Origin of the sequence: Streptomyces sp. NPDC006261, assembly GCF_040613515.1 — a bacterium.
GTDB lineage: Bacteria > Actinomycetota > Actinomycetes > Streptomycetales > Streptomycetaceae > Streptomyces.
The window spans coordinates 1-25,644 of sequence record NZ_JBEXSI010000080.1 but is presented as its reverse complement, the minus strand read 5'-3'; the positions used below and the strand labels follow the sequence as shown (position 1 = coordinate 25,644).

The window sequence follows — 25,644 nt, the reverse complement described above, 5'->3', positions numbered from 1 at the left end:
GCCCTGGAGAGCGGTACTCGGGTGTTCTTCGCTGACCCCCACTCGCCCTGGCAACGACCGACGAACGAGAACACCAACGGGCTCCTGCGACAGTATTTCCCGAAAGGCACAGACCTCTCTCGGTGGTCCGCCGAAGATCTCGAAGCCGTCGCATATCCACTCGACAATCGCCCCCGCAAGATCCTCGGCTGGAAGACCCCCGCCGAAGCCTTCGAAGAACAACTACGCTCACTACAACAAACCAGTGTTGCATCGACCGGTTGAACTCGCCTATGCAGGTCGGAAGGGATTCGAACTTTTCGGGTCACAGGCCACAGTGGCCTGGAGAAGGTTGCTTTCAGACGGTCTCCTCGGCGCGCCGCCAGGCTGCCGCCGTCCCGGAAACAGGATGGGGCAATGGCGGAGCCGGCCGAGGGCGGTCGACGAGGTGCTGCTCGGACTCGGGGACTGACCAGAGTAGCTACTCGTAATAGAACCAAGCGTCGACTGGATCGTGGTCCCGCCCGGCTTTGTACTGCTGGTCGAATTCAAGGCGGTCCGGCCCGCGGCCATGCTGGGGCTCGGCCTCCAGCACGAGTTCGGCGACGAGCAGGACAAGGAGTTGGGCAAGGCCATCGGAAGACAGATCACAACCACAACAATGCTGATCCGCGACCGGCACACGAAGTTCACTCACGTCCTCGCAGACCGCCCGGCGTTCGGCCTCGTGGTCACCAGGGAGGAGCCTTTCCACGTCGTCAACATCCCTGAATTTCCCGCTGCACGTCTGGACGACGTGGAAGGTGCCACTGAGCCTTTTCCATCATCGTTCTGAGCTGGTCAGATGAAGGGTGAGGACGGCCTGGACGATGCTGGTGATCCGGGTGGTCGAGCACCGCAGTTTGCGGAGGAGGCGCCAGGACTTGAGGGTGGCGACGGCTTGCTCGACAAGGGCCCGGATCTTCGCGTGGGACCGGTTCACCGCCTGCTGGCCTGCGGAGAGGGTCGCCCATCGTCCCCAGCACGGGATTCGGACCGTGCCGTCGGCGCCCCGGTAGCCCTTGTCGGCCCAGCACCGCATGCTGGCCTCGGCGAGAGCGTCGATGATGCCGTGTTCGCGGGCCGCGCGGATGTCGTGGACGGCGCCTGGCAGGGCCGATGAGGCCCACAACAGCCGGCCGAAGGGGTCGGCGAGGACCTGCACGTTCATCCCGTGCTTCCTGTGTTTGCCGGAGTAGAACGGCCGGTCCGCGGCGATACGGTCGATCGGCAGGAGCGTGCCGTCCAGGATCAGGTACGCCTTCATCGACGCGGTCCGCACCGCGTCGGCGAGGCTGGGTGCGAGAGCGGCCAGCAGATCGACGGCTTGGGTGACGTAGCGGTACGCGGTCGTGGTTCCGACGCCGAACCCGGTCGCGAGCTGGGCGTAGGTGTGGCCCACCCGCAGATGGGCGAGGGTGAGCAGGGCCTGGCGGCCGACACTCAGGCGCCGCCACCGGGAGCCGATGGCGCGGCGGTGGCACCGCAGCTGCTGTGTGAGGAAGCGGAGGGCGGAGCTGGACACGTCGACGCCCGACGGGTAGACAAGCATGTGAAGCCTCTGGCAGAGACGGTTCTCTTGGTCGAAAACCCATCTACCAGGGGCTTCATCACGTCATCAGCCCAACAGCCTTATGCCCGAACCAGGTTGGAAAGGGCTTACTGCCCGCTCCACAGGACGCGACCGCTCCGTACGCCAAGCCACCGAGCGCTCTCGCCGAGGAGCAGAACATGCTGCTGTCCGAGGCGCTCGTGAGCCACCGGGCACGGTCAGTAGAGCAGACCGCCGCGGCGAAGAAGGCTGGCTCTCTGGTTGAAGTCATTGACGTCGCCTCGCCAACCTCTCCATGGGCCAGGTTCCGGCGCGCCATCGGCGGGAACCCATAAGCACCTTCGACGCTTGACAACAGTCATTGAGAGTCAGTCGCCGCCGAGGCGCCCGGAATCCCGTTGCCCCGGCGGTCCCCGGCCGGGCACGCTTTCGGCATGCGATTCCCCGCCGAAGCCCACCGCGACGTCCACGTCCGCTACGCCCGGCCAAGCTGCATGGGCGGCTTCGCGTGGTTCACCGTGGATTTCGAGCCGCTCCCGGACGGGCGGCTCGGCTTCGAGTTCGTCAACCCGCTCCGCCCCGACGACATCGACGCGGAGTGCGCGCAGGAGGTGAGCAACGGGGTACTTCTATGGCTGATCGGAACAGAACGCAAAGACCTCTTCTCCGTCGACTGCCCGCAACTCCCCACCGCGAAGGAACTCGACGCGGGAGCGCCCGTCCGCCCGGACGTCGGCCCGGGGCTCATCGCCCTGCGCGCAGTGCTCCGGCACTCACGCGTGCACCCCGTCGACTCCCTGCCCCTGATCCACCGGCGCGCCGGATGGCGCGCCGCGGACAAGAGCTGGCTGGGCATGGAGGCGACCGGTGACCCGATGGATCACGCGCCGTAGAGCTGTGCGGTCGCCGCGGAAGCTACGCGAAGTCGCTCCGGCCTTGCTGGTCGAACGCGACGACCGATCCAGCATCGCGGTGCGCCCGCCGAGGGGGGCGACGTGGGGCAGCCCGGCGACCAGAAGGACGCTTTCGAACAAGACCTGCGGGAGGCCCTCACCGCCTTCAGCTCTGATGGCCGCTTCGACGAGGTCATCCGCACCGAGACGATCATCGCTACCCGTCCCTGACAAGGCCACGGACTCAAGAGGAAGTGTCTTCTGCGTGCTCCGGTCAGGCTCCGGAATGCAGATAGCCGGCCCACAGTGACGGCACCCGCGGAAACATGTCGCGCACAGCACGTACCGCCGCGTGCAGAGCAAAGGCAGCTCTTCGGGTGTCCACTACGTCCGGCCTGACGCGGAGGCCACTGTATACAGCGTCCGCGATGGTCACGGCGGTGTCATCATCGATTTCCCACAATGTGCCGATGACCTGTGGGAATCCGGCCAGTTGGAAGGCGGAGGCCAAATGGATGGCTTCGTCGACCAGTTTGTTGGTTTCGATGGCGGCAGTACGGCAGGCCGACAGGTAAGCCAACTCGGCGCTGTCGAGCTGGATCGGTGCGAGGCTGGCGACCGTCAGCGGAGCATGGGTGTGATCGTGGAGGAACAGGAGACTCTTTGAGGGGTCGGTGGGATGGGTGGCACCGTGGCAGGCGAAGTGGACGATCGAGCATTGGGGCAAGCGCGCGAGGACGCCCTCTCTGGTCGGTGTGCAGGTCGAGGCCGTGGACGGGCGGACGTCACGGGGATCCTCTTCACGCAGCAGTACGGAATCGGGCAAGTGGTCCTGCACCGCGGCGACTTCCTCATTGACGAACCCCAGTCGGCCATGGTTCGGCATGTCAGGGGTGGTGGGCATCGCTACTATCAGGCCGCGGATGCCATCACGCGGCTTTGCTTGCTGCCGACGAGAGAGTTCGCGGGCGCGGCTCAGGGCACGCACCGTGGGTGTGTACGAGGAGACCACCCGGTCCATGACTGTACGCCGCGCTGTGCCCGCCGGGTCGGAGTGATGCCCCGCAGCGTGCACAGGCAACTGTCCCAGCATCCCTCCCGGCACCCACCACACCCGTGACCAGTCCGTGGCAGAGTCAGCGGGTCGGCCTTGTAGCCCGAGCGCGTCGAGGACAGGTCCGGCCGCGGCGTCCCACAACCACTCAGTCACTCCGACCAGCGTGGCCTGTGCCTGCTTCCGTGCCGCCTTGTCCTCTCCGGTGGCGGCGAGGAGCGCCTGCTGGAATTCCTTCGCCCTCCGGGTCACGTGGCCCTCGGCCAGCTCAGGTAGCTCCACATGCGCGATGCCGTCCCCGGTCAGCAGCAGCGCGTCACCACAGTGACGGCTGACGTTGAAGACCACGATCGGACCCTCGGACGCCTCGTTCATCAGCGCTTCGGCAGTCGGAGGCAGAGCGAAGGAGGAGTGGCCTTCGAGGCCACGGATCTCGGCCAGGGTCGCCTCGAACTCCTCCGCCAGCCGGTGCCGGTCGTCCGCTGAGGCACGCTGTCGCGACTTGCGGGCCTTGATTTCTCCTCGCCCAGGAAGAGGAGCTTCCGACGGCTGGTCGAGCAGGTCCCGTAGCCGGGTGAACCGGGCTGCCAGCTCGGGTTTCTGAGAGCGAAGATCGGACAGGTCGCTCCGTACGTCCAGTGCCTGGCCGAGCAGCACGCCACGGCCCGCTTCCAGCAATCGCAGCGCTCGCACGGCACGTTCATTACCTGTTCCATGGTCGTCGGCGAGTGCCAGTGCGGCGGCTTCACCGGCCAACCCGGCGAACCTACTGAGCGCATTCTGCTGGTCTCCTCGCTCCAACCGGCGCGAGGAGATTCGGGGCAGCAACCGGACGGCGGCCTCCGCGGCCTCGGCTGCCTTCCCGGGGGCGTTCGGTCCCAGCAGACGCGCCGCGTTCCACGCGGCACTGATGCGATTCGATGGAAGCGTGGATTCCGTCGACCATGCCTCTGCCCAGGCGGATACCGCCGCCTCGCGGTCTGCGGCCTCACCCGTCCGATTGAAACGGGATTGAAGCATGTCGCCCAGAACCGACAGAAAATCCGTACGCTCGGGGTAGCCGGTGGGAGTGATGCGTACCGCCTCTCGGCAGTAATCGATGGCCGTTTCCAGATCCGCGAGCAGGCTCGCCCGCTCCGCATGGTCACGTACATTGATGATCGTGTATCGGTCGTAGCGACTCCAGAGTGCCCTGGCCAGGGTGGCGAGCAACCTCGCATGATCGAGACCCTCGGCGTCGCCCGCCTGCACGGCCTTGCGGCAGTACTCGATCGCTGCCTGGAGATCCCTTGCTGCCAGTGTCCGTTTGTACCGTGCGTAGAGGGCGGCTCCCAGATTGACCAGCAGGGCCGAGCGGCCGAGCCCCGAAGCCACCGCGTCTTGGTGATGGCGGATGGCCTCGTCCAGATCTGCGGGATCTCCTGATCTCGTGAACCGTGCGACGAGGGCGTTCCCCAAGTCGGACAGTCGGCCGGCGTATTCCGCGTCGCTGTCGCTGGTGGCCCGCACGGCTTCCCAGTTCCAGATGACGGAGTCGTCCGCATCCGCCAGCGTTCCGGTCCGCAGGGACCGTGCGCGAAGCGTCATTCCCAACCACTCCAGCAACTGAGTGTGCGCCGGATCATCGGCTTCCATGACCTTCAGCGCTTCCCGCTGAAGGTGGATGGCCGTGTCCAGATCCGGCAGCGCGCGTGTGCGCTCGTACCGGCTGTACAGTGCCGTACCCAGGCTGAGCAGCATCGATCCTCGAAGGAAATGGTCGGCAGGGGCAACCTGCACCCCCTCCTGCTGACGGCGGATTCCCTCGTCCAGTTCCGCCAGTTCGCCGGTGCGTTCGTACCGGCTGACCAGCGCCCGTCCCCACAGCACTAGCCGAGCACCGCGCTCGGGATGCCGGAATGGAGTGATCCCCGCCACGTCCTGGTAGATCCTGATGGCCTCGCCCAGGTCCGCCGCCTCGCCGGTCGCATCGAATCTGGCCTCCAGCGCGAATGCGAGATAGACAAGACGGGGCGCGTACTCAGGGTCATCATGGGGGGTGCTCTTCGACGCATCCCTGTAGGCGCTGATGGCGGCGCTCAGGTCCGACGTCTCCCCGGTGGCCTGGTGCCGGGTGCGGAGTAAGGATCCCAGATCGGACAGCCGTGCCGCGCGCCCGGATGCGTCGGCACGGGTGAGGTCCATGACCTCCCTGTGACAGCTGATGGCCGCGTCCAGATCCGCCAATGCTCCGGTTTCCTCGAAGCGCGCTTCCAGCGCGCGCCCCAATTCGGGCAGGCGAATCGGCCTCTCGGGATCGCCAGCCGGCAGGGCATCCAATGACATCCGGTAGCGCTCGATGGCGTCGTCCAGGTCCCGCGCATCTCTGCGGGCACCGTATCGGGCGTGGAGAGATGACCCGAGGAAGAGCAAGTACCTGGACCGGTCCGGGTCGTCAGCAGGTGTGATCCGTACAGCTTCCAGCTGGCAGTCGACTGCCGCGTCCAGGTCGGAAACCTGCCTTGATACGCGAAAGCGTTCCCACAGAACGACGCCCAGATGCGACAAGTGCGTCGCACGCTCCGGGGCGTCGACGGGGGTGGCCTGCACGGCGTCGGTATGGTGCCCGACGGCCGCGTCGAGATCCTTCGCTTCCCCCAGGCTTCGGAACCGCCGGTGGAACGCCTCCCCCAGCTCAACTAACCGTGCCCCGCGATCGGGGTCATTGGAAGGGGTTTCCCGCAGCGCCTCTGAGTGCCGACAGACGGCAGCCTCCAGATCCGCCACATCGTCGGCCCACGCGTATCGGGTACGCAGCGCACGCCCAAGTTCGAACATCGTCGCCGCACGCTGGGGATCCCCGGCGTCGAATCCCTCCGCGGCTTCCTCGAGACGAACGATCGCGGCGTTCAAGTCGGCCATCGACCTGGTCGCTGTGAAGCGCGCGCTGAGCGCGGTGCCAAGGCCGGACAGTGTCGTCGCACGCTGGGGATCATCAGGAGCGAGTCCCTGCGCGGCTTCCGCGAGACGAACGATGGCCGCGTTCAGGTCGGTCATCGAACCGGTCTCCTCAAAACGCGCTTCCAGCGCGATCCCCAAGCCGGACAGCAGGCCCGCCCGCCGCAGGTCACCAACGGGTGTGCACTGCAGTGCTTCCCAGTACCGGCTGACTGCCGCGTCCAGGTTCGCCACCTCTCCGGTGACCGCGTAACGGGCGCCCAGGGCAAAGCCCAGGCAGGACAGCGCTTCTGCTCTCCGGAGCTCCTCGAACTGGGTGTCCTGCACGGCCAGCGAGTAGCAGTCGATGGCCTCGTCCAGATCCGCGGCCGCCCCCGTAAGCGCGAACCGGTGATCCAGTGCGGTTCCCAGGTCGAACAGCCGATCCGCACGCTCTGCGGCATCGAGTGCAGTGGCCCCTAAGGTCTCCCGGTCCGCCGCGACGGCCGCATCCAGGTCCGCCAAATCCTCTGTCTGCTCGAAGCGGGCGTGCAGCGCTTGTGCCCAATAAGCCAGGTACTCGGCACGGACCGGTCTGCCGTCCGGGGTGGCCCGCACTATGCGCCGCCACCCGGCTTCCGCGGCCTCGACGAGTGCCGGATCAGGCGAGTCCTCCACCTGGCGGAGCATCCGCACAGCGGCAGGGACCGCAGCCTCCGCGAGGTGCGGCAGCAACGGTTCCGGCACACCGGCGATATCCGAGGCGAAGCACTCGCCCAACGCCTCTACGGCAGACCGGAGTTCCTGTCCCGCCTGGTCCTCGTCCTCGATGACCGCTTGGTACCGGTACCAGTGAAGCCTGCCGAGGAGGAGACGGACCTCCATGTTCCGCTCATCCTCGGCCCCGGCCTCGAAGAGGAGGAGAGTGAGCTGCTGTACGTCACGGCAAGCCTGCGGTTCCCAGGCCGAGGAGAAGTCACCGGCCCCGCCGATCCGCTGCAGCCGCGCACGCACCGCGGACAGTAATTGTTCATGCATACGGCTCCCGAATCATCCCCTTGCCTCCGTGATAGTGACACAAGCTCCCGCTTGGGAAAAGGAGTTGGTCGGCTATGCTCATCAGGCGGAACAGCAGGAACAGCGTGGACCGCGGAGACGATCCAGGGGACGGCCGATACATCGCGGACGGGGACGTCATGGCTGAGGAGCACGGGAGAGCGCAGCGACGCATGGCTGAGCGTCTGGCCGTCGTATGCGCACACTTCGAGGAAATCCGCAGCGATCTCCTCGCGGAGATCGGGGACGACAGCTCCCTGCAGGAGCTGCTCAGGGCGATACGCACCGACGAAGAGATTCCATCCGCTCTCGAAGCACTGCACACCGCTCTGCGAGCCGGTGGCGACGCCTTGGGGCTTCGCGGCTACGCCGAAGACGGCACCGTGACACGCGGTCTGCGCCCCGTGGGCATCAGCGGCGGCGCATCCGGGGGCGGCGACGCGCTGGGAGGCGAGATCACCTACATATGCCCGACACGACGGTGCGCCCGCTTCTGGTGGCCGCAAGGACCAACAGCGTTGCCTGAATGCGCGATCACCGGTGCGCCCCTGCGCCGGGAACGGCTCTAACGTTGGGAAGCCTGCTGTCGGAACTCGGCAAGAAACTGGCCGAGCGCTGGCTGTCCCTTCTCGTGCTGCCGGGCGCCCTCTACCTCGCGGTTGCATACGTAGCCCACACTCTCGGCCATGCTGACGCTCTCAGTCTCGACAGTCTGATGGACCGGATCACCGTCCTGGCCGGCAGCCCCACCGTCCGTGGAATCGGCGGGCAGGCCGTGCTACTCGCCGCCATCCTGGCAGGCTCGGCCGTCGTGGGTCTGGCAGCTCAGACCGTCGGACCACTGGTCGAACGGCTCCACCTGGCCCCCGACTGGCACACCTGGCCCGGTGGGCTGCGTCGGCTCGCGTACAGGTACACGGCCCGACGGCAGCAGCGATGGGACCGAGCAGCCACGAGCTGGCACCACCACCGGGAAGAAGCCGCTCGTGCCCTCACCCGCGGCGAGCGGCTGAATCCAACGGCACGTCGGTCCGCCCACACTGCGATGGTCCGCGTCTCCCTCGAAAGACCCGGCCGCCCGACCTGGAGCGGCGACCGTATCCACACCGTGGCCATACGCCTGGACCGCGATCACCACATCGACGTCGCCATTATCTGGCCCCACGTGTGGCTGATACTGCCCGAGGAGAACCGCGCAGAGATTACCACCGCCCGACAGGCCATCACACGGGCAACGACGCTGGCCGCTTGGGCCCTGCTCTACCTCGCACTCACCCCATGGTGGTGGCCCGCGGCCGTCATCGCAACAACACTCGCTCTCACCAGCTGGCACCGCACCCGCATGGCCTGCGACACCTACGCGACGCTGCTGGAGGCAGTCATACGTCTCTTCGCCAGCGATCTCGCCGAACGGCTCGGCCTGGACTCCTCCGCTCCTCTTTCTCCCGATACCGGGGACGCTCTCACCCGCCACCTGACTCCCAGTCCACCCGATCGGCCGTCAACCACCAGGTAATTGCAGTCAACGGCCGGTTCGTCTGCTGCTCGCCGTCATCTTTCGCGCCGGAGACAGCGGGAGTGGCCACGCTCCACGGATCGGCCGTACTCGCCGACCGCCGTCCAGGTGGGTCTGCGTCATCCAGTCGCGGCCGATCACCTCGTGCGAGCGTTGATGGTGCCCTCCACTCCGGGGCGCACCGCGTAGCGGGCCTTCCATTCGGGTGTCTGCTGCCCGGTGCGGACGCGGAGTTGCAGGTCACGAAGCTTGCGCGGGGGAAAGCCCACGGTGCGGGCGCTGTCGGCGGTGCTGGTGCACTGGGTGCGGGCCGGCCAGGGACGGCACTGGCTCTTGGTGAACCGGGCCACGATCAGCGGTGCCGCGGTGGGCGAGGAAGTCGGATAGGGGCAGTGCCGGCCCGCGCTGACCTGTCCCTGGGGGCAGGTGACCTGCTGCTGCTCGTAGTCGATGTGGAAGTCGTCCCGGGCGAACCCCTTGCCTTGGCGATGCTGCCGAGTGGGGTTGGCCGGCAGCGGTCCGGTGACGGTGACCTGGTGTTCCCGGGCGGCTTGTTCCAGGTGGACCAGGGAGGTGTAGCCGTTGTCGACCAGGTGCTCGGCGGGCAGCAGCCCGCGGCGGGACAAGCGGACGTCCGTGATCACGTTGGGGCCGTCGGGAGCACAGGTCTCGGTCAGGTGGGCGGAGAACCCCTTCCAGCTGGTGATGTGTCCGTGCCGTGCATAGCGGGCCGAGGTGTCGTAGGGCGAGACGACCGCCCGGGACGACGGCGGCAGACCTGCCCCGCCTTCCTTCTCGGCGGTGCGCCAGCGCAGACGCCCTGCGGCGTCACGGTGGTAGTTCTGCAGCACGATCTGGCGCAGGGCCTGGATGCGCGGGCCTGAGGTGCGGTCTGTTCCGTGCCGGTAGAGGTGTTCCAGGAGGCGGACGGCGTCATTTCCGGCGGCAAGGATCCTGGTCATGGGCCTGGTGGGGTTCTTGCCCAGGCGGACCGGCCGACCGTAGCGGCGGCCCCAGTCCTCGTCGATCAGCTTGTCGAGCAGGTGCGGGGAGATGCCTGCGACCTCTTCGAGTGCGGCGCGGACCGCCTCGGTGATCAGCTCCAGGCGGGTCAGGTCGCGCACTGCGGCCAGGACGTGGGTGGAGTCGGTGTGGCTGGGTGGTGCGCTCGCGCACCAGTCCGGCCTCCTTCAGGCGCGCGAGCGCAAGGTCGAGAAGGCGGTCGGCTCGGTCGTCTTCGGTGACAGCCCGAGTAGGAACTGCAGCACACAGACGCTCGCCAGCTGAGCGGGTGAGAGACCCGGCCGTCCGTCCCGCGGGTACCAGTCGGCGAAGTCCTCGTCGCACCACAGGCCATCCAGTCGGTCACGCACCCATATCGCCGTCGTTCCAGCCGGGTTGCTCGCCCGCGGGACCTGCGCGGTCAGAGGCGGAACGTGCTCACCAGAGCGGGGGCGAAGGGACAACGGGCACCTCGACAGCTTCATCGGTCGACGGGACTACCCGAGCATGCCCGTCGACCATGCTCCCGCACCGGGAAACTCCAAGATCCCCGACAGAGTCAAGTTAGGCAGTCGCGTCGCAGGCCGTCGCGTCGCGGCCAGTAGGGTTCTCGGGGTGAACAGCTCTGCTCCGACCTCCCCCACCTTCCGCCTGATCGTCACCGGCGGAGGCACCGGGGGCCACACGTACCCGGCGCTGACCACGATCCGCGCCCTACAGCACCGACTCGCCTCCGACGACCGCACGCTGGACGTGCTGTGGATCGGCACGGAGAACGGGCTGGAGGCCCGGGTCGCGCCCGCCGAGGGCATCCCGTTCGAGACGGTGGCCACCGGCAAGATCCGCCGGTCGGCCAACCCGCTGAAGCTGGTGAGCCCGTCGAACGTGCGGGACATGGCGCGCGTGCCGCTCGGTGTCGCGCAGGCCCGCAAGCTCGTCGCGGACTTCCGGCCGGACGTCGTGCTCGCCACCGGCGGGTACGTCGCCGTCCCCACCGGCATGGCGGCACGGCTGTGCCAGCGCCCGCTGGTGCTCCACGAGCAGACCGTGCGCCTGGGCCTGGCCAACCGCAAGTTGGCGAGCTCCGCGACGCGGATCGCGGTCTCCTCCCAGTCGACGCTGCCCCTGCTGCCCGAGGCGGCACGCGGCGCGGCCGTCGTCACGGGCAACCCGATCCGACCGGAGGTCCTCGCGGGCCACCCGGACAAGGCCGTCGCCGCGCTGGGCCTGCACGACTTCGACCGCCGACTGCCGACCGTGTACGTGACCGGGGGCGCCCAGGGCTCCCAGCAGATCAACGGAGTGGTCCGGGACTCACTGCCCTGGCTGCTGGAGCGGGCGAACGTCGTCCACCAGTGCGGCCCCAACAACGTCGACGAGTTGCGCCGACACGCGTCCGCCCTACCGACGGCGCTGGCCGGCCGCTACCACCTCACGGGCTTTGTCGGCCCCGAACTTCCCGACGTGCTGGCGCTCGCCGACGTCGTCGTCTCCCGCAGCGGCGCCGGGACGCTGGCCGAGCTGACGGCCCTCGGCCGCCCGGCCGTGTTCATCCCGCTCGCCTCCTCGGCCGGCAACGAGCAGGCGCACAACGCCCGGCATCTGGAGGAGGCCGGCGCCGCCGTCGCCCTGCTCGACGAGGTGACACCGGGCCGCCTCCGGGAAGCGCTGGCACCGCTCCTCACCGACCCCGCCCGACGGCAGGCCATGGCGGAGCGAGCCCGTGCCCACGGCCGCCCCGACGCGGCGGACCGACTCGTGGACGTCCTCCTGTCCGCCGCGACGAACTGAACGTCTGGGTCACTTGCGCGAGCCACGGCCCGGGGGCGGTCCTGGCCGACACTCACGTCCGCGTCACCCTCGGGCGGGTCGTCGTCGCCTGGTCCACCGGCTGAGGTGACGGCCGGTAGGACTGGGCGAGGTGGCGTTGCAGCCGGATGTGGCGGAATTGGTAGACGGCGCCGGTCTGGCGGAGCACGCCACGGCGGTAGGCGTCCTCCAGGAAGACGACCGTGTTCCAGGGCAGTCTGCCCGTCAGCGGCAGCCAGACGCGGGACAGCGTGAGCCACTGCCCCCAGGCGGTGAAGGCCAGCACGTAGGACGACGCGCCGCCCAGTCCGCCGACCGCGCCGAGCAGGGCCGCGTCCGCCAGCCGCCACACCAGCGGCCCGAGGAGGCCCTGGAACAGGCCGACGACAAGAAAGCCGCAGAGGCAGACGCCGAGGGTGACCGCCGGCATGAGTACCAGGAGTTGGTGTCCGGCGGTCGCGCGGTTGGCGGACAGCAGCCGGAGGGGCGTGGCCGCCGCGGTGATGTCCATCGGCGCTTCGAAGGCCGCGAGCAGCCCGAAGACCAGCCCGGCCGACAGGCCGAAGATCAGCGCGAAGACCAGCATGTTGATCAGCACGCCGCGGAGCACCCCGGGGTCGGAGAGCGACGACCCCAGGTAGAGAGCGCGGAGCAGCGCGTGCGCCCAGGCGTACCCGATGCCCAGCACCGCCCCGCCCAGCAGCATGAACCCGAAGCGGGCGGTGAACGCGCGCAGGGGCCGGCGGGCCACCCGGCGGTCGGCGGTCGGCAGTCTGAGCCGTACCCGGGACGGCTGGAGGGCGACCTGGTCCAGGGCTGCCATCACGGCGTAGACGAGCCCGAAGGCCCCCCCGGCGATCAGCCCGACCAGTGTCCCCTGGACCAGTACGATCGCAGGGCCGAACCACTCGACGGACTGCCAGAGTTGGGCGACCAGCCCCACCAGCCAGGTGGCGGTGGCCATGCACAGGGTGGAGGTCAGGGTGACGTGCAGGACGCGGGTCCCCGTCGGCAGCCCGCGGCTCAGTCGCCACCAGGCGAGATCCTGCCGGCCGCCGTCCCCCTGACTGAGGCTGTGGGCGAGGTAGCCCAGCCAGTGCCGGGCACGCTCGGCGTCCCACTCCCGCTGCCGCCGACCGTCCTCGGACCGCTCGGGCGCACGGCGCCGGTAGACCGTCGGTACGAAGCCGGCCAGCAGATGTTCCTCAAGGTCGCTCGGGGTGGGGAGGCGTGTGGTGTCGAGTAGTTCGGCCGGGCTCCGGTCGGGCGCCTCGCTGTACATCGTTCGGGCCAGGATCACCATCAGCGGAGTGCGCAGCACGTCGGCGAGTTGGGTGGCCCCGGGGGCGTCACCGGTTCGCAACGCCTCCAGCACCTCGTCCCACACGCCGGTGCCGCTGCCCGTGGCGCCATCCGTGGCGCGGCGGACCTCGTGGGCGACGGGTCGTGCGGTGCGGGGCAGGTAGGCCGCGAGATCCTCGACGGTGAGGTCGGCCAGTTCGATGCCCGCGGCCCACACCAGGGGTGCCCGGGTCGCGGTGACCACCTGCTCGTACTCGTGCCGGCGGCTGGTCAGGACCAGCGGCAGGGAAGTGTCGTTGAGCCCGTCCAGCGCCGCGTCGCGCAGGCCCCGGGCTATCTCGTCGAACCCGTCCAGGACCGGCAGGATCAGGTCGGCGTCGACCAGCGCGGCGGCCTGCGTCGTTCCACCGGCGACCCGGCGGGCGAGGTGGGGGTGGTCCCGTAGCAGCCGGCCCACCAGCAGGTCCCGCACGGTGGTGGTGGCCGGGTCCCACGAGCCGAGGCTGACGATCACCGGCACCGGATCGGCCGGCGCGCGGGCCGCGAGGAGGTCGAGGGCGAAGCGGACGGCGAGCACCGACTTCCCCGATCCCGCCCGGCCGAGTATCACCAACCGCCCGGACCCGATCCGCCGGTAGGTCTCCGCCACACTGCGCACGTCACCGCTCAGGTCCACGCCCCCGGCGGTGGCGCCCGGTTCCAGCCGCTGGACGTTCTCGGGATGGTCCGTCAGGGAGGCGGGCGCCGGCTGCCAGCGCACCGGAAGCGGGAACGGATCGTGGACCCGGCGCTGCTCCTCCTCGCGCCGCCAGCGCCGCCGGATCTCCCTGGCCAACGAGTCGGCGGCGCTCGTGAGCACGTCGTCGACCGGACGCGGCGCGGGGGTGTCGGGCGGCGCGGAGGCGGGCGGGGGCGGCGGCCCGGTCACGGCGACGGGGACCGGCTCGGGCACGGCCGCCGCCTCGGGCGCGGGGGCCGTCGGTGGCCGGTCCACGGTGTCGGTGAGCCGACGGCGCTCCTCCGGCCGGGCCTCCAGAGCGTCCGCCAGCAGGTGCAGGGTCTTCACCCGGTGGTCGGTGGACTTGCCGGTCTCCAGTCTGCGGATGGTGCGTACGCTCACCGTGGACCGCTCCGCCAACTGCTCCTGGGTGAGGCGGGCACGCTTGCGTAACTGGCGTAGCAGCGAGCCTGGTTGGTCCGTCATTCGGGGCTCCCACCTCGCACGGATACGGCGGTCCTGAGCGTAGCGTGACGACCGGTCGCGCATGGCCGGTCGACTGGCCTGTTCCCTGAACCGCGTGCACGCCATCGTGACAACGGACCGGCGGCCCCCGTCGGCACGTCACACGAAGGAGCACTCCTGAATGGGACCCTCAACTCCACGTCGCCTGCGAGCCCTTGGCGTGGCACTCGCGGCCGCGCTGGCACTCGCCGCGCTCAGCGGCCCGGTCGCTCGGGCGGACGCCCCCGCCATCCCCGACTTCGCCGACGGGTTCGGCCTCCGGGTCGCCCAGCCGACCGAGGTGCACTCCGGTACCGACCTCACCCTCACCGTGACCACGCCACAGGTGTCCGGCCCGCACAAGATCCGCGTCTTCCTGCCTCGGGACTACGCCGCGAACCCGCACAAGCGTTGGCCGGTCGCATACTTCCTGCACGGTGGCGGCGGCAACGTGAACGACGCCGCGGCCGCCCCCGCTCTGCGCTCCGACAAGATGATCACCGTGGTTCCGGACGGCGGGCGCAAGGGCTGGTACGCGAACTGGAAGATGCAGAACACCGTGCTGAAGGCGGCCAACTGGGAGACCTTCCACCTGGAGCAGGTCGTCCCCTTCATCGACGCCAATCTGCGCACCTTGCCCGACCGCGCGTACCGGGCGGTCACCGGTCTGTCCATGGGCGGCTCCGGCGCCCTGCACTACGCCCAGGCCCGACCCGACCTCTTCGGCCACGTCGCCGCGCTGTCCGGTGGCCTCGACTTCGGAATGGCGGAGATCCGCGCGACGGTCGTCGCCACCGAGCTGAATCTGCCGGGCGCCTGGTGTGCGGTGAGCAGCGCGAGCGGGTGCCCCGACTACGGCCCGTACGTCGACAGCGACGCCATCTTCGGCTCGCCCTACCCGGTGTTCGGCGCCGACCACCTCTGGCGCGCCTACGACCCCGCGGCCCCGGCCAACCTGGCCCGGCTCGCGGACACCTCGGTCACCCTCTACACCGGCGACGGGGACGTCATCGACGCGCGGACTGCGCGCGCCGCCCGCACCGTCAAGTCCCGGCTGGACCAGCTGAACACCCCAAGTCGCCTTGTCGACTACGGCAACGGGAAGTCACTCGCTCCCACCTGCAACGGCGGCCACAACTACGGCTGCTGGGCCCCGGCGTTCGCCGACTACGTGCCGCGCCTGGAAGCCGCCTTCGCGGCGGCCGCGACCAACTGACCCACTTCGACCCGCTCATCGAGGAGAAGCCACCACCATGGCAAAGCACAAGCAGTGGAGCAGGGCGAGGCTTCCCGTCGTCGCAGGCGCCGTCTGCGCGACGATACTGGCCCTGTCGGGCCCGGCGGCAGCCCAGGCCAGCGCAACGGCCGAGGAGGAGCACGCGGCCACACTCGCGGCGCTCAAGAGGTTCCAGGCCGCGGCCGGCCCGGGTGCGGCCGTCCACGCCGGGAACGGTGACGGCTCCTGGACCCTGTCCGTCGGCACCGGCACCGTCAACTCCACGCGGCCCATCAAGTCCGACGAGCACTTCCGCGTCGGCAGCCAGACCAAGACCTTCACCGCGGCGGTGCTGCTGCAACTCGTCGACGAGGGGAAGGTGTCGCTGGACGCGATGATCGATGACTACCTGCCCGGCGTCGTCTCCGGCAACGGCTACGACGGCACCCGCATCACCGTCCGCCACCTGCTCCAGCACACCAGCGGCCTGGCGGCGTACAACCCGTACCCGGTCACCCAGGCGCCCAAGCCCAGTCCGGACGGCACGTACGACCTGGCCGCCTCGGTACGCAAGGGGCTCAACAGCCCGCCGGTCTCCGCGCCCGGCGCGGGCTTCACCTACTCCAACACCAACTACCTCGTGCTCGGCATGCTCATCGAGAAGGTGACGGGCCAGAAGGTGCACCAGGCCGTCACCGACCGGGTCATCACCCCGCTGGGCCTGGAACGCACGGTCTTCCCCGCGCCCGGCGATCGCACCCTGCCCGCCCCGGCGGTCAACGGCTACCACGGGGCCCGGCTCGGCGGCCTGTACTTCTGGACCCCGGCTCTCAGCTACGACCCGTCCCTCTACAGCAGCGCGGGAGCGGTCATCTCCACACTGGAGGACCTGACCACCTTCTACCGGGCGATCACCTCGGGCGAGGTCTTCTCGTCCGCGAGCCTGGCCGAGATGGAGAGGGTGTGGAAGGCCGAGCCGGGTGGCGACGGCGGCGTGGGACTGGGCATCGGCAAGTTCAAGCTGTCCTGCGACACCGTCGCCTGGGGCCACAACGGCGGCGTACCGGGCTACCTCACGCAGACCCTGGTGACCAAGGACGGCCGCCACGCGTCCGTCGTGACCAACACGCTGTTCCAGCTCAACACACCGACCAAGCAGCTCGCGGAGCTGCTGGACACGGCACTGTGCAAGGACGCGCCGAAGCGGTACTGACGCGGCGGCGGGTGGGGCGCCCCGCGGGACACGGGGGATCTCGCGGAGCGTCCCGTCGCACCCGGGCGCCGGCCCGCGCCACGTCCCGCACCGGCCGTAACTGGCCGGTGGCACTGTGGCCGGTCTCCTGACCTGTTTCCCCGCACCTCCCGGCGGCACCCTCGCTCTCACACCCCCCTGCACCATCGCACCTGCGGCATCAAGGAGTTGACATGGCGTACCGCTACCGATGCGGCGAATGCGGCTTCACCACCCGGTGGACCACCGAGTCCGAGGCCGAGGACCTCGCGGTCGCCCACTACGCCGACCGGCACCCCCGAATCGTCCCGGGCGGCAGCGTGGAGATCAACCGGAAGAACCCGAACTCACTCGGCTGCGTCCCGCTGTTCGGCCTGGCGTGCCTCGTGCTGTTCCTGATCATCGCTTCCTGCCAGCGCTAGGTGAAACGAGAGCCCGTGATGAAGGAACTCGGCGCCACCGACCCGCGGGCGGCCCATGACTCTCGGCTCCTGCCCCGGCCCGGCTCCGGCGGCAGGGGCGCCGTACCAGTATCCGAAGGGGGACGTGATGACCGGTACACGGCTGCTGCCACTCGGTCCGGACGACCCACGGCAGCTCGGCGCGTACCGCATCGAGCGGCGGATCGCCTCCGGCGGAATGGGACGGATCTATCTCGGGCGGTCCGGCAGACCCGGCGAAGGCGGCCACCTCGTCGCGATCAAGACGCCGATCGCAGAGGGCACGGTGAGCCCCGGCGACCGCAAGCGGTTCGCACGCGAGGTGGAGCTGGCCCGTCGGGTGGACAGCGTCTACACGGCGCGCGTACGCGACGCGGGACTCGCGGACGCCCGCCCGTGGATGGCTGTCGACTACATACCGGCTCCCCCGCTTTCCGAACTTGTCGACAGCCAGGGCCCGTTGCCGGTCCCCGCCGTCCGCTGGGTGGCGGCCGGCGCCGCGCGCGCCCTGATCGCCCTGCATGACGAAGGCGTCATCCACCGGGATGTGAAGCCGCAGAACATCCTGCTACCCGCGGCGGGCCCGCGCCTCATCGACTTCGGCATCTCCCACGCCTACGACCTCACCCAGACCGCCCTGACGCTAGGCACTCTCGCGTTCAGCTCACCGGAGCAGGCACGCGGTCAGGCGTCCACCACGGCATCGGACGTGTACTCACTCGGCGCGACGCTCTTCTACCTGGCCGTGGGTCGCCCGCCCTACCGCGACACCGAGAACATGCTCCAACTGCGCGCCCTCGTGGACAACAACGACCTCACGCTCAAGGGAATGCCCAGGGAGTTGGCCCCGCTGATCCGACCCTGCCTGGCCGCCGTGCCCGCCAAGCGCCCGCACCTCCCCGACCTCCTCACGGAGTTGGACCGGACCGTCCCTCCGGGAGGCGGTGAACAATCGCTGCCACCACACTGGATGGCACTGATCGAAGCGTACGAGGCCGAGGGCCGACGCCTGCGGGACACCGCCCCCAGCAACGAGACAGCGACGGAACGACTGCTCACCCAGGTACTGCCGGCGCTGCCCACCCGCCCCTACACGCAACTGCGCGAGGCGTACACACAGCTGCGGGACGCCGCCAGAACCCCGCAGCGTCGGGCCAGACTCGGGTACGTCGCGGAGACTCTGCGGCGCCGCCAGGAGGAACTCCGCCAGCGCGCGCAGCAGGAGAGACGAGAGGAGCATGCGAGGCAGGCGCGCGCGCAGCGCGAACGTGAGGAGGCGAAGCGGCGCGAACAGCTGCGCAGGGCGGAACAGGAGCGCAGGCGAGAGGAAGCCGAGCGCAGGCGCAAGGAGGCGGAACGCAGGCGTGAGGCGCTGCGGTCGGTGGCCGCCTTCACCGGGCTCGTGCTGCTGCTCGCCGCGGTCATCGGCGGGTTCGCGTACGCCCGGGAGAACGGGCTGATTCCTGAGCGGAACGACAACGCGAGCCCGTCGAGCTCCCCCGCCCCCGCCCCTGACCCCGACCCCGCCAACACCCGTACAAGCGGGAGCAGCACCGGCGGCGGCTACGGCTCGGTCGACAACAGTTACACCCCGCCGCCGCCCCGAGAGCCGGACCCTCGCGACAGGGCGTTCGCGGCGGTTCGGCGCGGGAACTGCCTCAACGTCCACGACGACGGCTATGACAGATGGAGCAAGGACACCCCGCACACCGTGCCGTGCGGCTGGCTGACCGCGTACGTACGTGTCACCGGGGTGGCCGACTCCGACAGGTGCGAGTCGGGTGGCGGGCGCACCTCCTGGTCGCACACGAACGACGACCTCACGCGCACGGTGCTGTGCCTGGAGCGGCAGTTCCGTACGGGCCAGTGCTTCCTCGCCACCGCGAAGGACCGGCGCCCGAACACGGCGAACCTGATGACCATCTGGGACTGCAACGCGAGGAGGGTGCCAGTCAAGTACAACTTCATCATGCGGATCACGAGCGTCGGATCCGGCACCGTCGGGAACTGCGGCCTGGACTACGCCTGGGAGATCCACGGCGGCAGAGGAACGATCTGCGCCGCCGTCGCCTGAGCCGTGCCGTCCCACGAAGCGGCGCCGCGAGAACCCCGGCGGCGGCCTCGTCAGAGGCACACCCTCCCTACGGAAGAACGACGGTTCACCAGGCGACGTACCACTCAGCCCAAGGAGGCACCAGATGGACGAGCCGACCCCTCCCCCGGACGGCCACGCACCGGCTCCACCGCCGCCGGCCATACCGCCGCCACCCGCCTACCCGCCGACGCCGCCGGACGGTCCCGGACTCCAGCACGCCCGTACCCGGCCGGGACGACAGCGTGCCTGGGTGATGCTGGGCGGCGGGCCGGCTGAAGAGCACCCCTTGATGTACTTCAGTCCCCAGCCGATCTGCGGTTCGCCTCCGCTCGCGCGGAGAGCACGACGTCACACGGCCGGAGTGGATGCGGTGAGCCGGGCAACACCGCGCGGAGGATCTTCTCCGCAGACTCCGCTCACGACCAGCACGAGTACCCCGAAAGCTGGTCACACCAACCCTTTGACCTGCTACTTCAAGATGGCGGAGGCTCTCTGAATTCCGCGTATGCCCAGGCGTGACCGGTGCGTCCCTCCCGTCTCGGTGCGGAACATAGACCAAGAGTGCCGGTCAGCCAAACCGGCGATCGTGACGACGATGGGAGATGCTCGCGTTCGGCCGGGCCAGCACCGAGGCTCTCCGATAGAGGCGACGCCGTCGGACTGTGGCGCGTTGCTGCGCGGCCATGCACTGGGAGGCGGCGTGGCCCGTGCCAGTGCGAGCATTCCGTGGCTCTCAAGGAGTGTGAAAGTCGTGTCTGTTCCGATCAAGAAGCTTTCCCCTAATGCGAAGGGGCGAGTCCGGTACCGGTTTGTGGTCGACGTAGGAGCTCATCCCTCGACTGGGAAGCGGAGGCAGGTGACCCGCACTTTCGGCACTCTGAGGGAAGCGAAGGCCGAGTACGCGCACATCACGCACCGCCGCTACGAGGCAGCGGCCGTGCCGTTCGATGTCAGGACACTGGACGAGTGGCTCGATGAATGGCTGGCCAGGAAGGCGGAGGACTTGGAGGAGAGCACTGTCTACAGCTACACCATGACTCTGGCGCGTCTTCGGGGAATGCTTGGGCACATCCGGCTCCAGGACCTTGCCGAGGACGATGTCGAGGCGTGGATGAAGTGGGCGCTGCGCGAGGGCCGGGCGCGAGGTGGCAAGGCGGGTAAGGGTCTGGGGGTGGCCTCGGTCGAGATGTCGCTGGCGCGGTTGAAGGAGGCGCTCGACCGGGCGGTGGCTCGGCGTCTCGTTGAGGTGAACGTCGCCAGGGAGGTGAAGGTCCCTCGCAACTATCGGAAGGCGGAGCGGCGGACGAAGAGCGTGATCCCGCCCTGGAACCTCCAGGAGGTGCGCGCCTTCGTGGACGTGGTCATGGACGACCGTCTGTATGCCGCCTTCCTCCTGTCCCTGATGGGTCTGCGGCCGGGGGAGATCTGCGGAATGCGCTGGAGCGACGTCGACCTGGGCCGGGCCACCCTGACCGTCAACCGGACTCGAACGCTGATGGGCAACAAGGTCGTGGTCGAAAAGGATACGAAGTCGCTTGCCGGGGAGCGCAAGCTCCCCCTTCCCAATCTGGTGGGGGAGGCCCTCGCCGATTTCAAGGCTACGCAGATGGCCGAGAAGCTCGCGGTGGGGGAGAGGTACGAGGACAACGGGTACGTGCTCGTGGACGGGGTCGGCAGGGCACTCAACGGGCGGCAGTTGCGGGAGCGGGCGTACAAGGTCATGGCCAAGAACGGGCTGCGCCGGGTCCGTTTGTACGACGCCCGCGCGAGCTGTTTCACGTACCTGGCGAACAAAGGCGTGCCGGACCATCTGCTTGCCCGCTGGGCAGGTCACACCGACGTCCGCACGACCAAGCGCTGGTACGTGAAGCCGGATGTGGAGGATCTACGGCCGACGGCGGCTAAGTGGGGAGAACTGGCGAGTGCCCCGGACCCGCCCACGAAGCGAATGTGAGATGTGGGAGCGTGAGCGGGTGAGTGAGAAGAACGTTGAAACCCTGAAATACCGCTTTGACGGGCCAGAAGACGCCCCGGTCCTCGTCATGGGGACCTCCCTCGGTGCTACATGGCACATGTGGGACCGCCAGGTACCCGAGCTGGCCCAGCACTGGCGGGTCTTCCGCTACGACCTGCCGGGCCACGGCGGCGCCCCCGCCCACGCGGCGCCCTCCGTCGCCGAGCTCGCGGACCGGCTGCTCGCGACGCTGGACGGGCTCGGCATCCAGCGGTTCGGCTACGCGGGCTGCTCGATCGGCGGGGCGGTCGGGGCCGACCTGGCCCTGCGCCACCCGCAGCGGGTGGCCTCGCTGGCGCTGGTGGCCTCCTCGCCCCGGTTCGGCACGGCCGACGAGTTCCGGCAGCGCGGGGTGATCGTCCGCACCAACGGCCTGGAGCCGATGGCCCGCACCGCGCCGGAACGCTGGTTCACCCCCGGCTTCGCCGCGGCCCAGCCCGCCATCGTGGAGTGGGCCGTGCAGATGGTCCGCACCACCGACCCCGGCTGCTACATCGCGGCCTGCGAGGCGCTGGCGGCCTTCGACATCCGCGACCACCTGGGCCGCATCGGCGTCCCGACGCTGGTTCTCGTCGGCGCGGAGGACCAGGTCACCGGGCCCGCCGAGGCGCGCACGCTGGTCGCCGGGATACCGGACGCCCGCCTCGCGCTCGTTCCCGGCGCCTCGCACCTGGCCCCGGTCGAGCAGCCCGCGGCCGTCTGCGACCTGCTGCTGACGCACTTCTCCACCGCCTGGCAGGACGCACCCACCGCCGCCCCCGTACCGCCGCTCGTTCCCGGACCGGCCACGCCCGCCACCCCGTTCACCCCGCTCGCCGAGATCGCCCCGGCGCCCGAGGCGCCCGAGGCCGTGGGCCCGGAGCAGGAGGGCCGCCTCGAGCGCGGCACGAAGATGCGCCGGGAGGTGCTGGGGGACGCCCACGTCGACGCCGTGAACGCCTCCACCGACGCGTTCACCGAGGACTTCCAGGAACTGGTCACCCGGTACGAGTGGGGCGAGGCCTGGAACCGGGACGGCCTGGACCGCCGTACCCGCAGCTGCGTCACGCTCACCGCGCTCGTCGCCTCCGGCCACCTGGAGGGCCTCGCCGCGCACACCCGTGCCGCCCTGCGCAACGGCCTGACGCCCGCGGAGATCAAGGAGGTCCTGCTCCAGAGCGCCGTCTACTGCGGCATCCCGGCAGCAGGCGCCGCCTTCACGATCGCGCAGTCCGTGATCCAGGAGGAAACCACCCCGCCCGCATAGCAGGATGGAGCCATGAACGCATCGCCTCAGGCACTCACGCTCACCAAGAAGACGCACTCCTGCGTGCGGATCGAGAAGGAGGGGCGCGTCCTGGTCATCGATCCGGGCGCCTTCTCCGAGGACGACGCGGCCTTCGGCGCCGACGTCCTCCTGGTCACCCACGAGCACCCGGACCACTTCGACGAGGCGCGGCTGCGGGCAGGCCTGGAGGCCAGCCCGGCGGCCGAGATCTGGACCCTGCGCAGCGTGGCCGCCCAGCTCTCGGCCGCCTTCCCCGGGCGCGTGCACACGGTCGGCGACGGTGACGCGTTCTCGGCGGCCGGGTTCGACGTCACCGTGCACGGAGAGCTGCACGCGGTGATCCACCCCGACATCCCGAGGGTCACCAACGTCGGCTTCCTGGTGGACGGTTCGGTCTTCCACCCGGGCGACGCGCTCACCGTCCCCGAGCGTCCCGTGGACACCCTCCTGCTGCCGGTGATGGCCCCCTGGAACAAGATCTCCGAGGTCATCGACTACGTACGCGAGGTCAAGCCGCGCCGCGCGATCGACGTTCACGACGCCCTGCTCACGGACCTCGCGCGGCCGATCTACGACAACCAGATCGGCGCCCTCGGCGGTGCGGACCACGACCGGCTGGCCCCCGGAGGCGTCACGGAGCTCTGACCGCGGCGGGTTGCGCCGACTGTCAGTGGGAGCCGCTAGGTTTGAGGGCATGCGCATCGCCACCTGGAACGTCAATTCGATCACCGCCCGGCTGCCGAGGCTGCTGGCCTGGCTGGAGAGCACCGGCACCGACGTGCTGTGCATCCAGGAGACCAAGTGCACGGTCGAGCAGTTCCCCGCCGAAGCCCTGCGCGAGCTGGGGTACGAGTCCGCGGTCAACGCCACGGGCCGGTGGAACGGGGTCGCGCTGCTCTCCCGGGTCGGCCTCACCGACGTCGTCACCGGGCTGCCGGGCGGCCCGGAGTACGAGGGGGTGGAGGAGCCCCGCGCGATCTCCGCGACCTGCGGCCCGGTGCGCCTGTGGTCGGTCTACGTCCCCAACGGCCGGGAGGTCGAGCACGACCACTACGCGTACAAGCTGGCCTGGCTGGAGGCCCTGCGGAAGGCCGTCGCGGTGGACGCGGCGGGGACCCTGCCGTTCGCGGTCCTGGGCGACTTCAACGTGGCCCCGACCGACGAGGACGTCTGGGACCCGGCGCTCTTCGCGGGCGCCACGCATGTGACGCCCGCCGAGCGGGCCGCCCTTGCGGCCCTGGAGGGAGAGGGGCTGAGTGAGGTGCTGCCCCGCCCCCTCAAGTACGACCGCGCGTACACCTTCTGGGACTACCGGGAGCTGCGCTTCCCCAAGAACAAGGGCATGCGGATCGACCTGACCTACGGCAACCCCTCGTTCACGGCCGCGGTCAAGGACAGCTACGTCGACCGTGAGGAGCGCAAGGGCAAGGGCGCGTCCGACCATGCGCCGGTCGTGGTGGACCTCGACCTCTGACGGCTGCGACTGACAACCAAAGGTTGACGCGTGACGCAGCCTCTTCCCGTGACACCGTCCGTGCGCCTCGACGACCTGATCGAGGCCATCAAGAAGACCAACCCCGACGCACTGGAACAGCTCTCCGGCGCGGTCATCGCCGCCGACCACCTCGGCGATGTGGCCGACCACCTCATCGGCCACTTCGTCGACCAGGCTCGCCGCTCGGGCGCCTCCTGGACCGACATCGGCCGGAGTATGGGGGTCACCCGCCAGGCGGCCCAGAAGCGCTTCGTCACCAAGAAGGGCGAAGAAACCTCCGACCTGGACCCGAGCCAGGGCTTCGGTCGCTTCACCCAGCGCGCCCGGAACGTCGTCATGGCGTCCCACAACGAGGCCAAGGCCGCCGGCCACGCCGAAATCGTCCCGGCGCACCTGGCACTGGGGCTCCTCGCCGAACCGGAGGGCATCGCGGCCCGCGTCATCACGGGCCAGGGCGTCACGCCGGCCGCCCTGCGCAGGGCGGCGGAGGCCGCCCTGCCGACCCCCGCCGACGAGCTCCCCGAGCTGCTCCCGTACGACGCGGACTCGCGCAAGGTCCTGGAGCTGACGTTCCGCGAGGCACTGCGGCTCGGCCACAACTACGTGGGCACGGAGCACATCCTGCTGGCGCTGCTGGAGTTCGAGGACGGCTCGGGCCTGCTGAAGCGCCTCGGCCTGTCCAAGGAGGCGACCTCGGCGGCGGTCGAGTCGGCGGTGGCGGAAGCGGCCGCCGCGCTCTGGCACCAGAACTCCTGACGACCTGTTCGGGGGAGGGCGGCGGTCCGGGACCCGAGGCCGCCGCCCGGTCACCGGTGTCCGCTGTCCGGGGCTCAGTGAACCGAGAACCCGCCGTCCACGAAGAGCGCCTGCCCGGTGACGTACGCGGAGGAGGGCCCGGCCAGAAACACGGCGGCCCCCGCGAAGTCCTCGGCCAGCCCATTGCGCCCGACGAGGGTGCGGGCGGCGAGCGAGGCGACCTTCTCCGGGTCAGAGGCGAGCCGTTCGTTGAGCGGGGTCAGCACGAACCCCGGGACCAGGGTGTTGACGGTGACGCCGTACGGAGACCACGCCTCTGCCTGGGACCGGGCCAGCGACTCCAGCCCGCCCTTGGACACCCCGTAGGCCCCGCTCTTCACAAAGGCGCGGTGGGCCTGCTGTGAGCTGACATGGATGATCCGCCCGTACCCCCGCTCGGCCATCCCCGGCCCGAACCGCTGCCCCAGCAGGAAGGGCGCCTTGAGGTTCAGGGCCATGGTGGTGTCCCTGAAGTTTCCCCGTGATCTCGGACACTCGTTCGTTATGCCGCGAGGGTGTGTTGATGTCGCTGCCTGGTCTCGGCCGGGGTGAGGTAGCCGAAGGTCTTGTGCTTGCGTAGGCGGCGGCGGTTGTAGAAGGTCTCGATGAAGGTGAAGACCTCGGCGCGGGCGGTGGCCCGGTCGGGCCAGGTCCGAGTTCCGATCTCTTCCTTGAGCAGGGCCCAGAAACTCTCCGCCGCGGCGTTGTCGAAACATGATCCGGTGCGTCCGCAACTCTGCCGCAGCCCCAA

Annotated in this window: 21 protein-coding genes and 1 pseudogene; 16 read left to right on the top strand and 6 right to left on the bottom strand. The window is 69.6% G+C overall.

Translation table 11 applies throughout. The annotated features are described in order from the left end of the window. On the top strand, positions 1-264 hold a 264-nt coding region (locus ABZ154_RS31935; protein WP_356837857.1), incomplete at its 5' end, for an IS30 family transposase. A 229-nt stretch (positions 265-493) separates the two neighbouring features. Further along, on the top strand, positions 494-814 hold the full coding sequence (locus ABZ154_RS31930) for a hypothetical protein (protein ID WP_356837856.1): 321 nt from the start codon (positions 494-496) through the stop codon (positions 812-814). On the opposite strand, the gene ABZ154_RS31925 is transcribed toward ABZ154_RS31930, so the two are convergent. Next, entirely contained in the window at positions 803-1,570 is a 768-nt protein-coding gene (locus ABZ154_RS31925; RefSeq protein WP_356837855.1) for a transposase family protein, read from the bottom strand. The genes ABZ154_RS31930 and ABZ154_RS31925 overlap by 12 nt on opposite strands. Positions 1,571-2,004: 434 nt before the next feature. On the opposite strand from ABZ154_RS31925, the gene ABZ154_RS31920 reads away from it, so the two are divergent. Further along, positions 2,005-2,463, top strand: a complete 459-nt coding sequence (locus tag ABZ154_RS31920; protein ID WP_356837854.1) for a hypothetical protein — start codon at positions 2,005-2,007, stop codon at positions 2,461-2,463. A gap of 102 nt (positions 2,464-2,565) precedes the next feature. After that, a complete protein-coding gene (locus ABZ154_RS31915; protein ID WP_356837853.1) occupies positions 2,566-2,694 on the top strand; it encodes a hypothetical protein in 129 nt (42 codons plus the stop codon). 43 nt (positions 2,695-2,737) lie between these two features. On the opposite strand, the gene ABZ154_RS31910 is transcribed toward ABZ154_RS31915, so the two are convergent. Further along, positions 2,738-7,471 carry a CHAT domain-containing protein gene (locus ABZ154_RS31910; RefSeq protein ID WP_356837852.1) on the bottom strand — a complete coding sequence of 1,578 codons (4,734 nt, stop codon included), beginning with the start codon at positions 7,469-7,471 and terminating at the stop codon, positions 2,738-2,740. A 191-nt stretch (positions 7,472-7,662) separates the two neighbouring features. Between ABZ154_RS31910 and ABZ154_RS31905 the strand changes: the two genes are divergently transcribed. Next, complete coding sequence (locus tag ABZ154_RS31905) at positions 7,663-8,058, top strand: hypothetical protein (RefSeq protein WP_356837851.1); 396 nt, start codon at positions 7,663-7,665, stop codon at positions 8,056-8,058. 2 nt (positions 8,059-8,060) lie between these two features. Continuing rightward, the gene (locus tag ABZ154_RS31900; protein WP_356837850.1) at positions 8,061-9,005 is read left to right on the top strand and encodes a hypothetical protein; all 945 of its coding nucleotides are present in this window, start codon (positions 8,061-8,063) and stop codon (positions 9,003-9,005) included. Positions 9,006-9,142: 137 nt separating this feature from the next. Here ABZ154_RS31900 and ABZ154_RS31895 read toward each other — a convergent pair whose 3' ends face one another. After that, positions 9,143-10,129 (bottom strand): transposase, encoded by a 987-nt coding sequence (locus ABZ154_RS31895; RefSeq protein ID WP_356837849.1) that lies wholly within the window; start codon positions 10,127-10,129, stop codon positions 9,143-9,145. Between the two features lie 493 nt (positions 10,130-10,622). Between ABZ154_RS31895 and ABZ154_RS31890 the strand changes: the two genes are divergently transcribed. Then, positions 10,623-11,798 (top strand): UDP-N-acetylglucosamine--N-acetylmuramyl-(pentapeptide) pyrophosphoryl-undecaprenol N-acetylglucosamine transferase, encoded by a 1,176-nt coding sequence (locus tag ABZ154_RS31890; protein WP_356837848.1) that lies wholly within the window; start codon positions 10,623-10,625, stop codon positions 11,796-11,798. 52 nt (positions 11,799-11,850) lie between these two features. Here ABZ154_RS31890 and ABZ154_RS31885 read toward each other — a convergent pair whose 3' ends face one another. Further along, the gene (locus ABZ154_RS31885; RefSeq protein ID WP_356837847.1) at positions 11,851-14,322 is read right to left on the bottom strand and encodes a helix-turn-helix domain-containing protein; all 2,472 of its coding nucleotides are present in this window, start codon (positions 14,320-14,322) and stop codon (positions 11,851-11,853) included. Positions 14,323-14,521: 199 nt separating this feature from the next. On the opposite strand from ABZ154_RS31885, the gene ABZ154_RS31880 reads away from it, so the two are divergent. The 9 genes from ABZ154_RS31880 (at position 14,522) to ABZ154_RS31840 (ending at position 24,854) form a co-directional block, all read left to right on the top strand. Next, the gene (locus tag ABZ154_RS31880) at positions 14,522-15,556 is read left to right on the top strand and encodes an alpha/beta hydrolase-fold protein (protein ID WP_356837846.1); all 1,035 of its coding nucleotides are present in this window, start codon (positions 14,522-14,524) and stop codon (positions 15,554-15,556) included. 37 nt (positions 15,557-15,593) lie between these two features. Next, positions 15,594-16,769, top strand: coding sequence for a serine hydrolase domain-containing protein (locus tag ABZ154_RS31875; RefSeq protein WP_356837845.1), 1,176 nt, complete (start codon positions 15,594-15,596; stop codon positions 16,767-16,769). Between the two features lie 212 nt (positions 16,770-16,981). Further along, positions 16,982-17,209: a hypothetical protein gene (locus tag ABZ154_RS31870; RefSeq protein WP_356837844.1), complete on the top strand. Its 228-nt coding sequence runs from the start codon at positions 16,982-16,984 to the stop codon at positions 17,207-17,209. Positions 17,210-17,336: 127 nt separating this feature from the next. Then, positions 17,337-19,301 (top strand): serine/threonine-protein kinase, encoded by a 1,965-nt coding sequence (locus tag ABZ154_RS31865; protein ID WP_356837843.1) that lies wholly within the window; start codon positions 17,337-17,339, stop codon positions 19,299-19,301. Positions 19,302-20,073: 772 nt separating this feature from the next. After that, a complete protein-coding gene (locus tag ABZ154_RS31860) occupies positions 20,074-21,276 on the top strand; it encodes a site-specific integrase (RefSeq protein WP_356837842.1) in 1,203 nt (400 codons plus the stop codon). A gap of 19 nt (positions 21,277-21,295) precedes the next feature. Beyond that, positions 21,296-22,582 (top strand): alpha/beta fold hydrolase, encoded by a 1,287-nt coding sequence (locus ABZ154_RS31855; protein ID WP_356837841.1) that lies wholly within the window; start codon positions 21,296-21,298, stop codon positions 22,580-22,582. Positions 22,583-22,594: 12 nt separating this feature from the next. Beyond that, on the top strand, positions 22,595-23,248 hold the full coding sequence (locus ABZ154_RS31850; protein WP_356837840.1) for an MBL fold metallo-hydrolase: 654 nt from the start codon (positions 22,595-22,597) through the stop codon (positions 23,246-23,248). Positions 23,249-23,297: 49 nt separating this feature from the next. Continuing rightward, a complete protein-coding gene (locus ABZ154_RS31845) occupies positions 23,298-24,077 on the top strand; it encodes an exodeoxyribonuclease III (RefSeq protein WP_356837839.1) in 780 nt (259 codons plus the stop codon). 30 nt (positions 24,078-24,107) lie between these two features. Further along, positions 24,108-24,854 carry a Clp protease N-terminal domain-containing protein gene (locus ABZ154_RS31840; RefSeq protein ID WP_356837838.1) on the top strand — a complete coding sequence of 249 codons (747 nt, stop codon included), beginning with the start codon at positions 24,108-24,110 and terminating at the stop codon, positions 24,852-24,854. Positions 24,855-24,928: 74 nt separating this feature from the next. Here the strand turns inward: ABZ154_RS31840 and ABZ154_RS31835 are convergent. Then, positions 24,929-25,360: pseudogene (locus ABZ154_RS31835) on the bottom strand (SDR family oxidoreductase); the annotation flags it as partial. Positions 25,361-25,395: 35 nt separating this feature from the next. Beyond that, a partial coding sequence (locus ABZ154_RS31830) for an integrase core domain-containing protein (RefSeq protein WP_356837837.1) occupies positions 25,396-25,644 on the bottom strand: 249 nt, incomplete at its 5' end.

Excerpts from the sequence above, each read along its gene's own strand:
- ABZ154_RS31925 (WP_356837855.1), bottom strand. The coding sequence starts at position 1,570 with ATGCTTGTCTACCCGTCGGGCGTCGACGTGTCCAGCTCCGCCCTCCGC.
- ABZ154_RS31920 (WP_356837854.1), top strand. The coding sequence starts at position 2,005 with ATGCGATTCCCCGCCGAAGCCCACCGCGACGTCCACGTCCGCTACGCC.
- ABZ154_RS31910 (WP_356837852.1), bottom strand. The coding sequence starts at position 7,471 with ATGCATGAACAATTACTGTCCGCGGTGCGTGCGCGGCTGCAGCGGATC.
- ABZ154_RS31905 (WP_356837851.1), top strand. The coding sequence starts at position 7,663 with ATGGCTGAGCGTCTGGCCGTCGTATGCGCACACTTCGAGGAAATCCGC.
- ABZ154_RS31885 (WP_356837847.1), bottom strand. The coding sequence starts at position 14,322 with ATGACGGACCAACCAGGCTCGCTGCTACGCCAGTTACGCAAGCGTGCC.
- ABZ154_RS31875 (WP_356837845.1), top strand. The coding sequence starts at position 15,594 with ATGGCAAAGCACAAGCAGTGGAGCAGGGCGAGGCTTCCCGTCGTCGCA.
- ABZ154_RS31870 (WP_356837844.1), top strand. The coding sequence starts at position 16,982 with ATGGCGTACCGCTACCGATGCGGCGAATGCGGCTTCACCACCCGGTGG.
- ABZ154_RS31865 (WP_356837843.1), top strand. The coding sequence starts at position 17,337 with ATGACCGGTACACGGCTGCTGCCACTCGGTCCGGACGACCCACGGCAG.
- ABZ154_RS31850 (WP_356837840.1), top strand. The coding sequence starts at position 22,595 with ATGAACGCATCGCCTCAGGCACTCACGCTCACCAAGAAGACGCACTCC.
- ABZ154_RS31845 (WP_356837839.1), top strand. The coding sequence starts at position 23,298 with ATGCGCATCGCCACCTGGAACGTCAATTCGATCACCGCCCGGCTGCCG.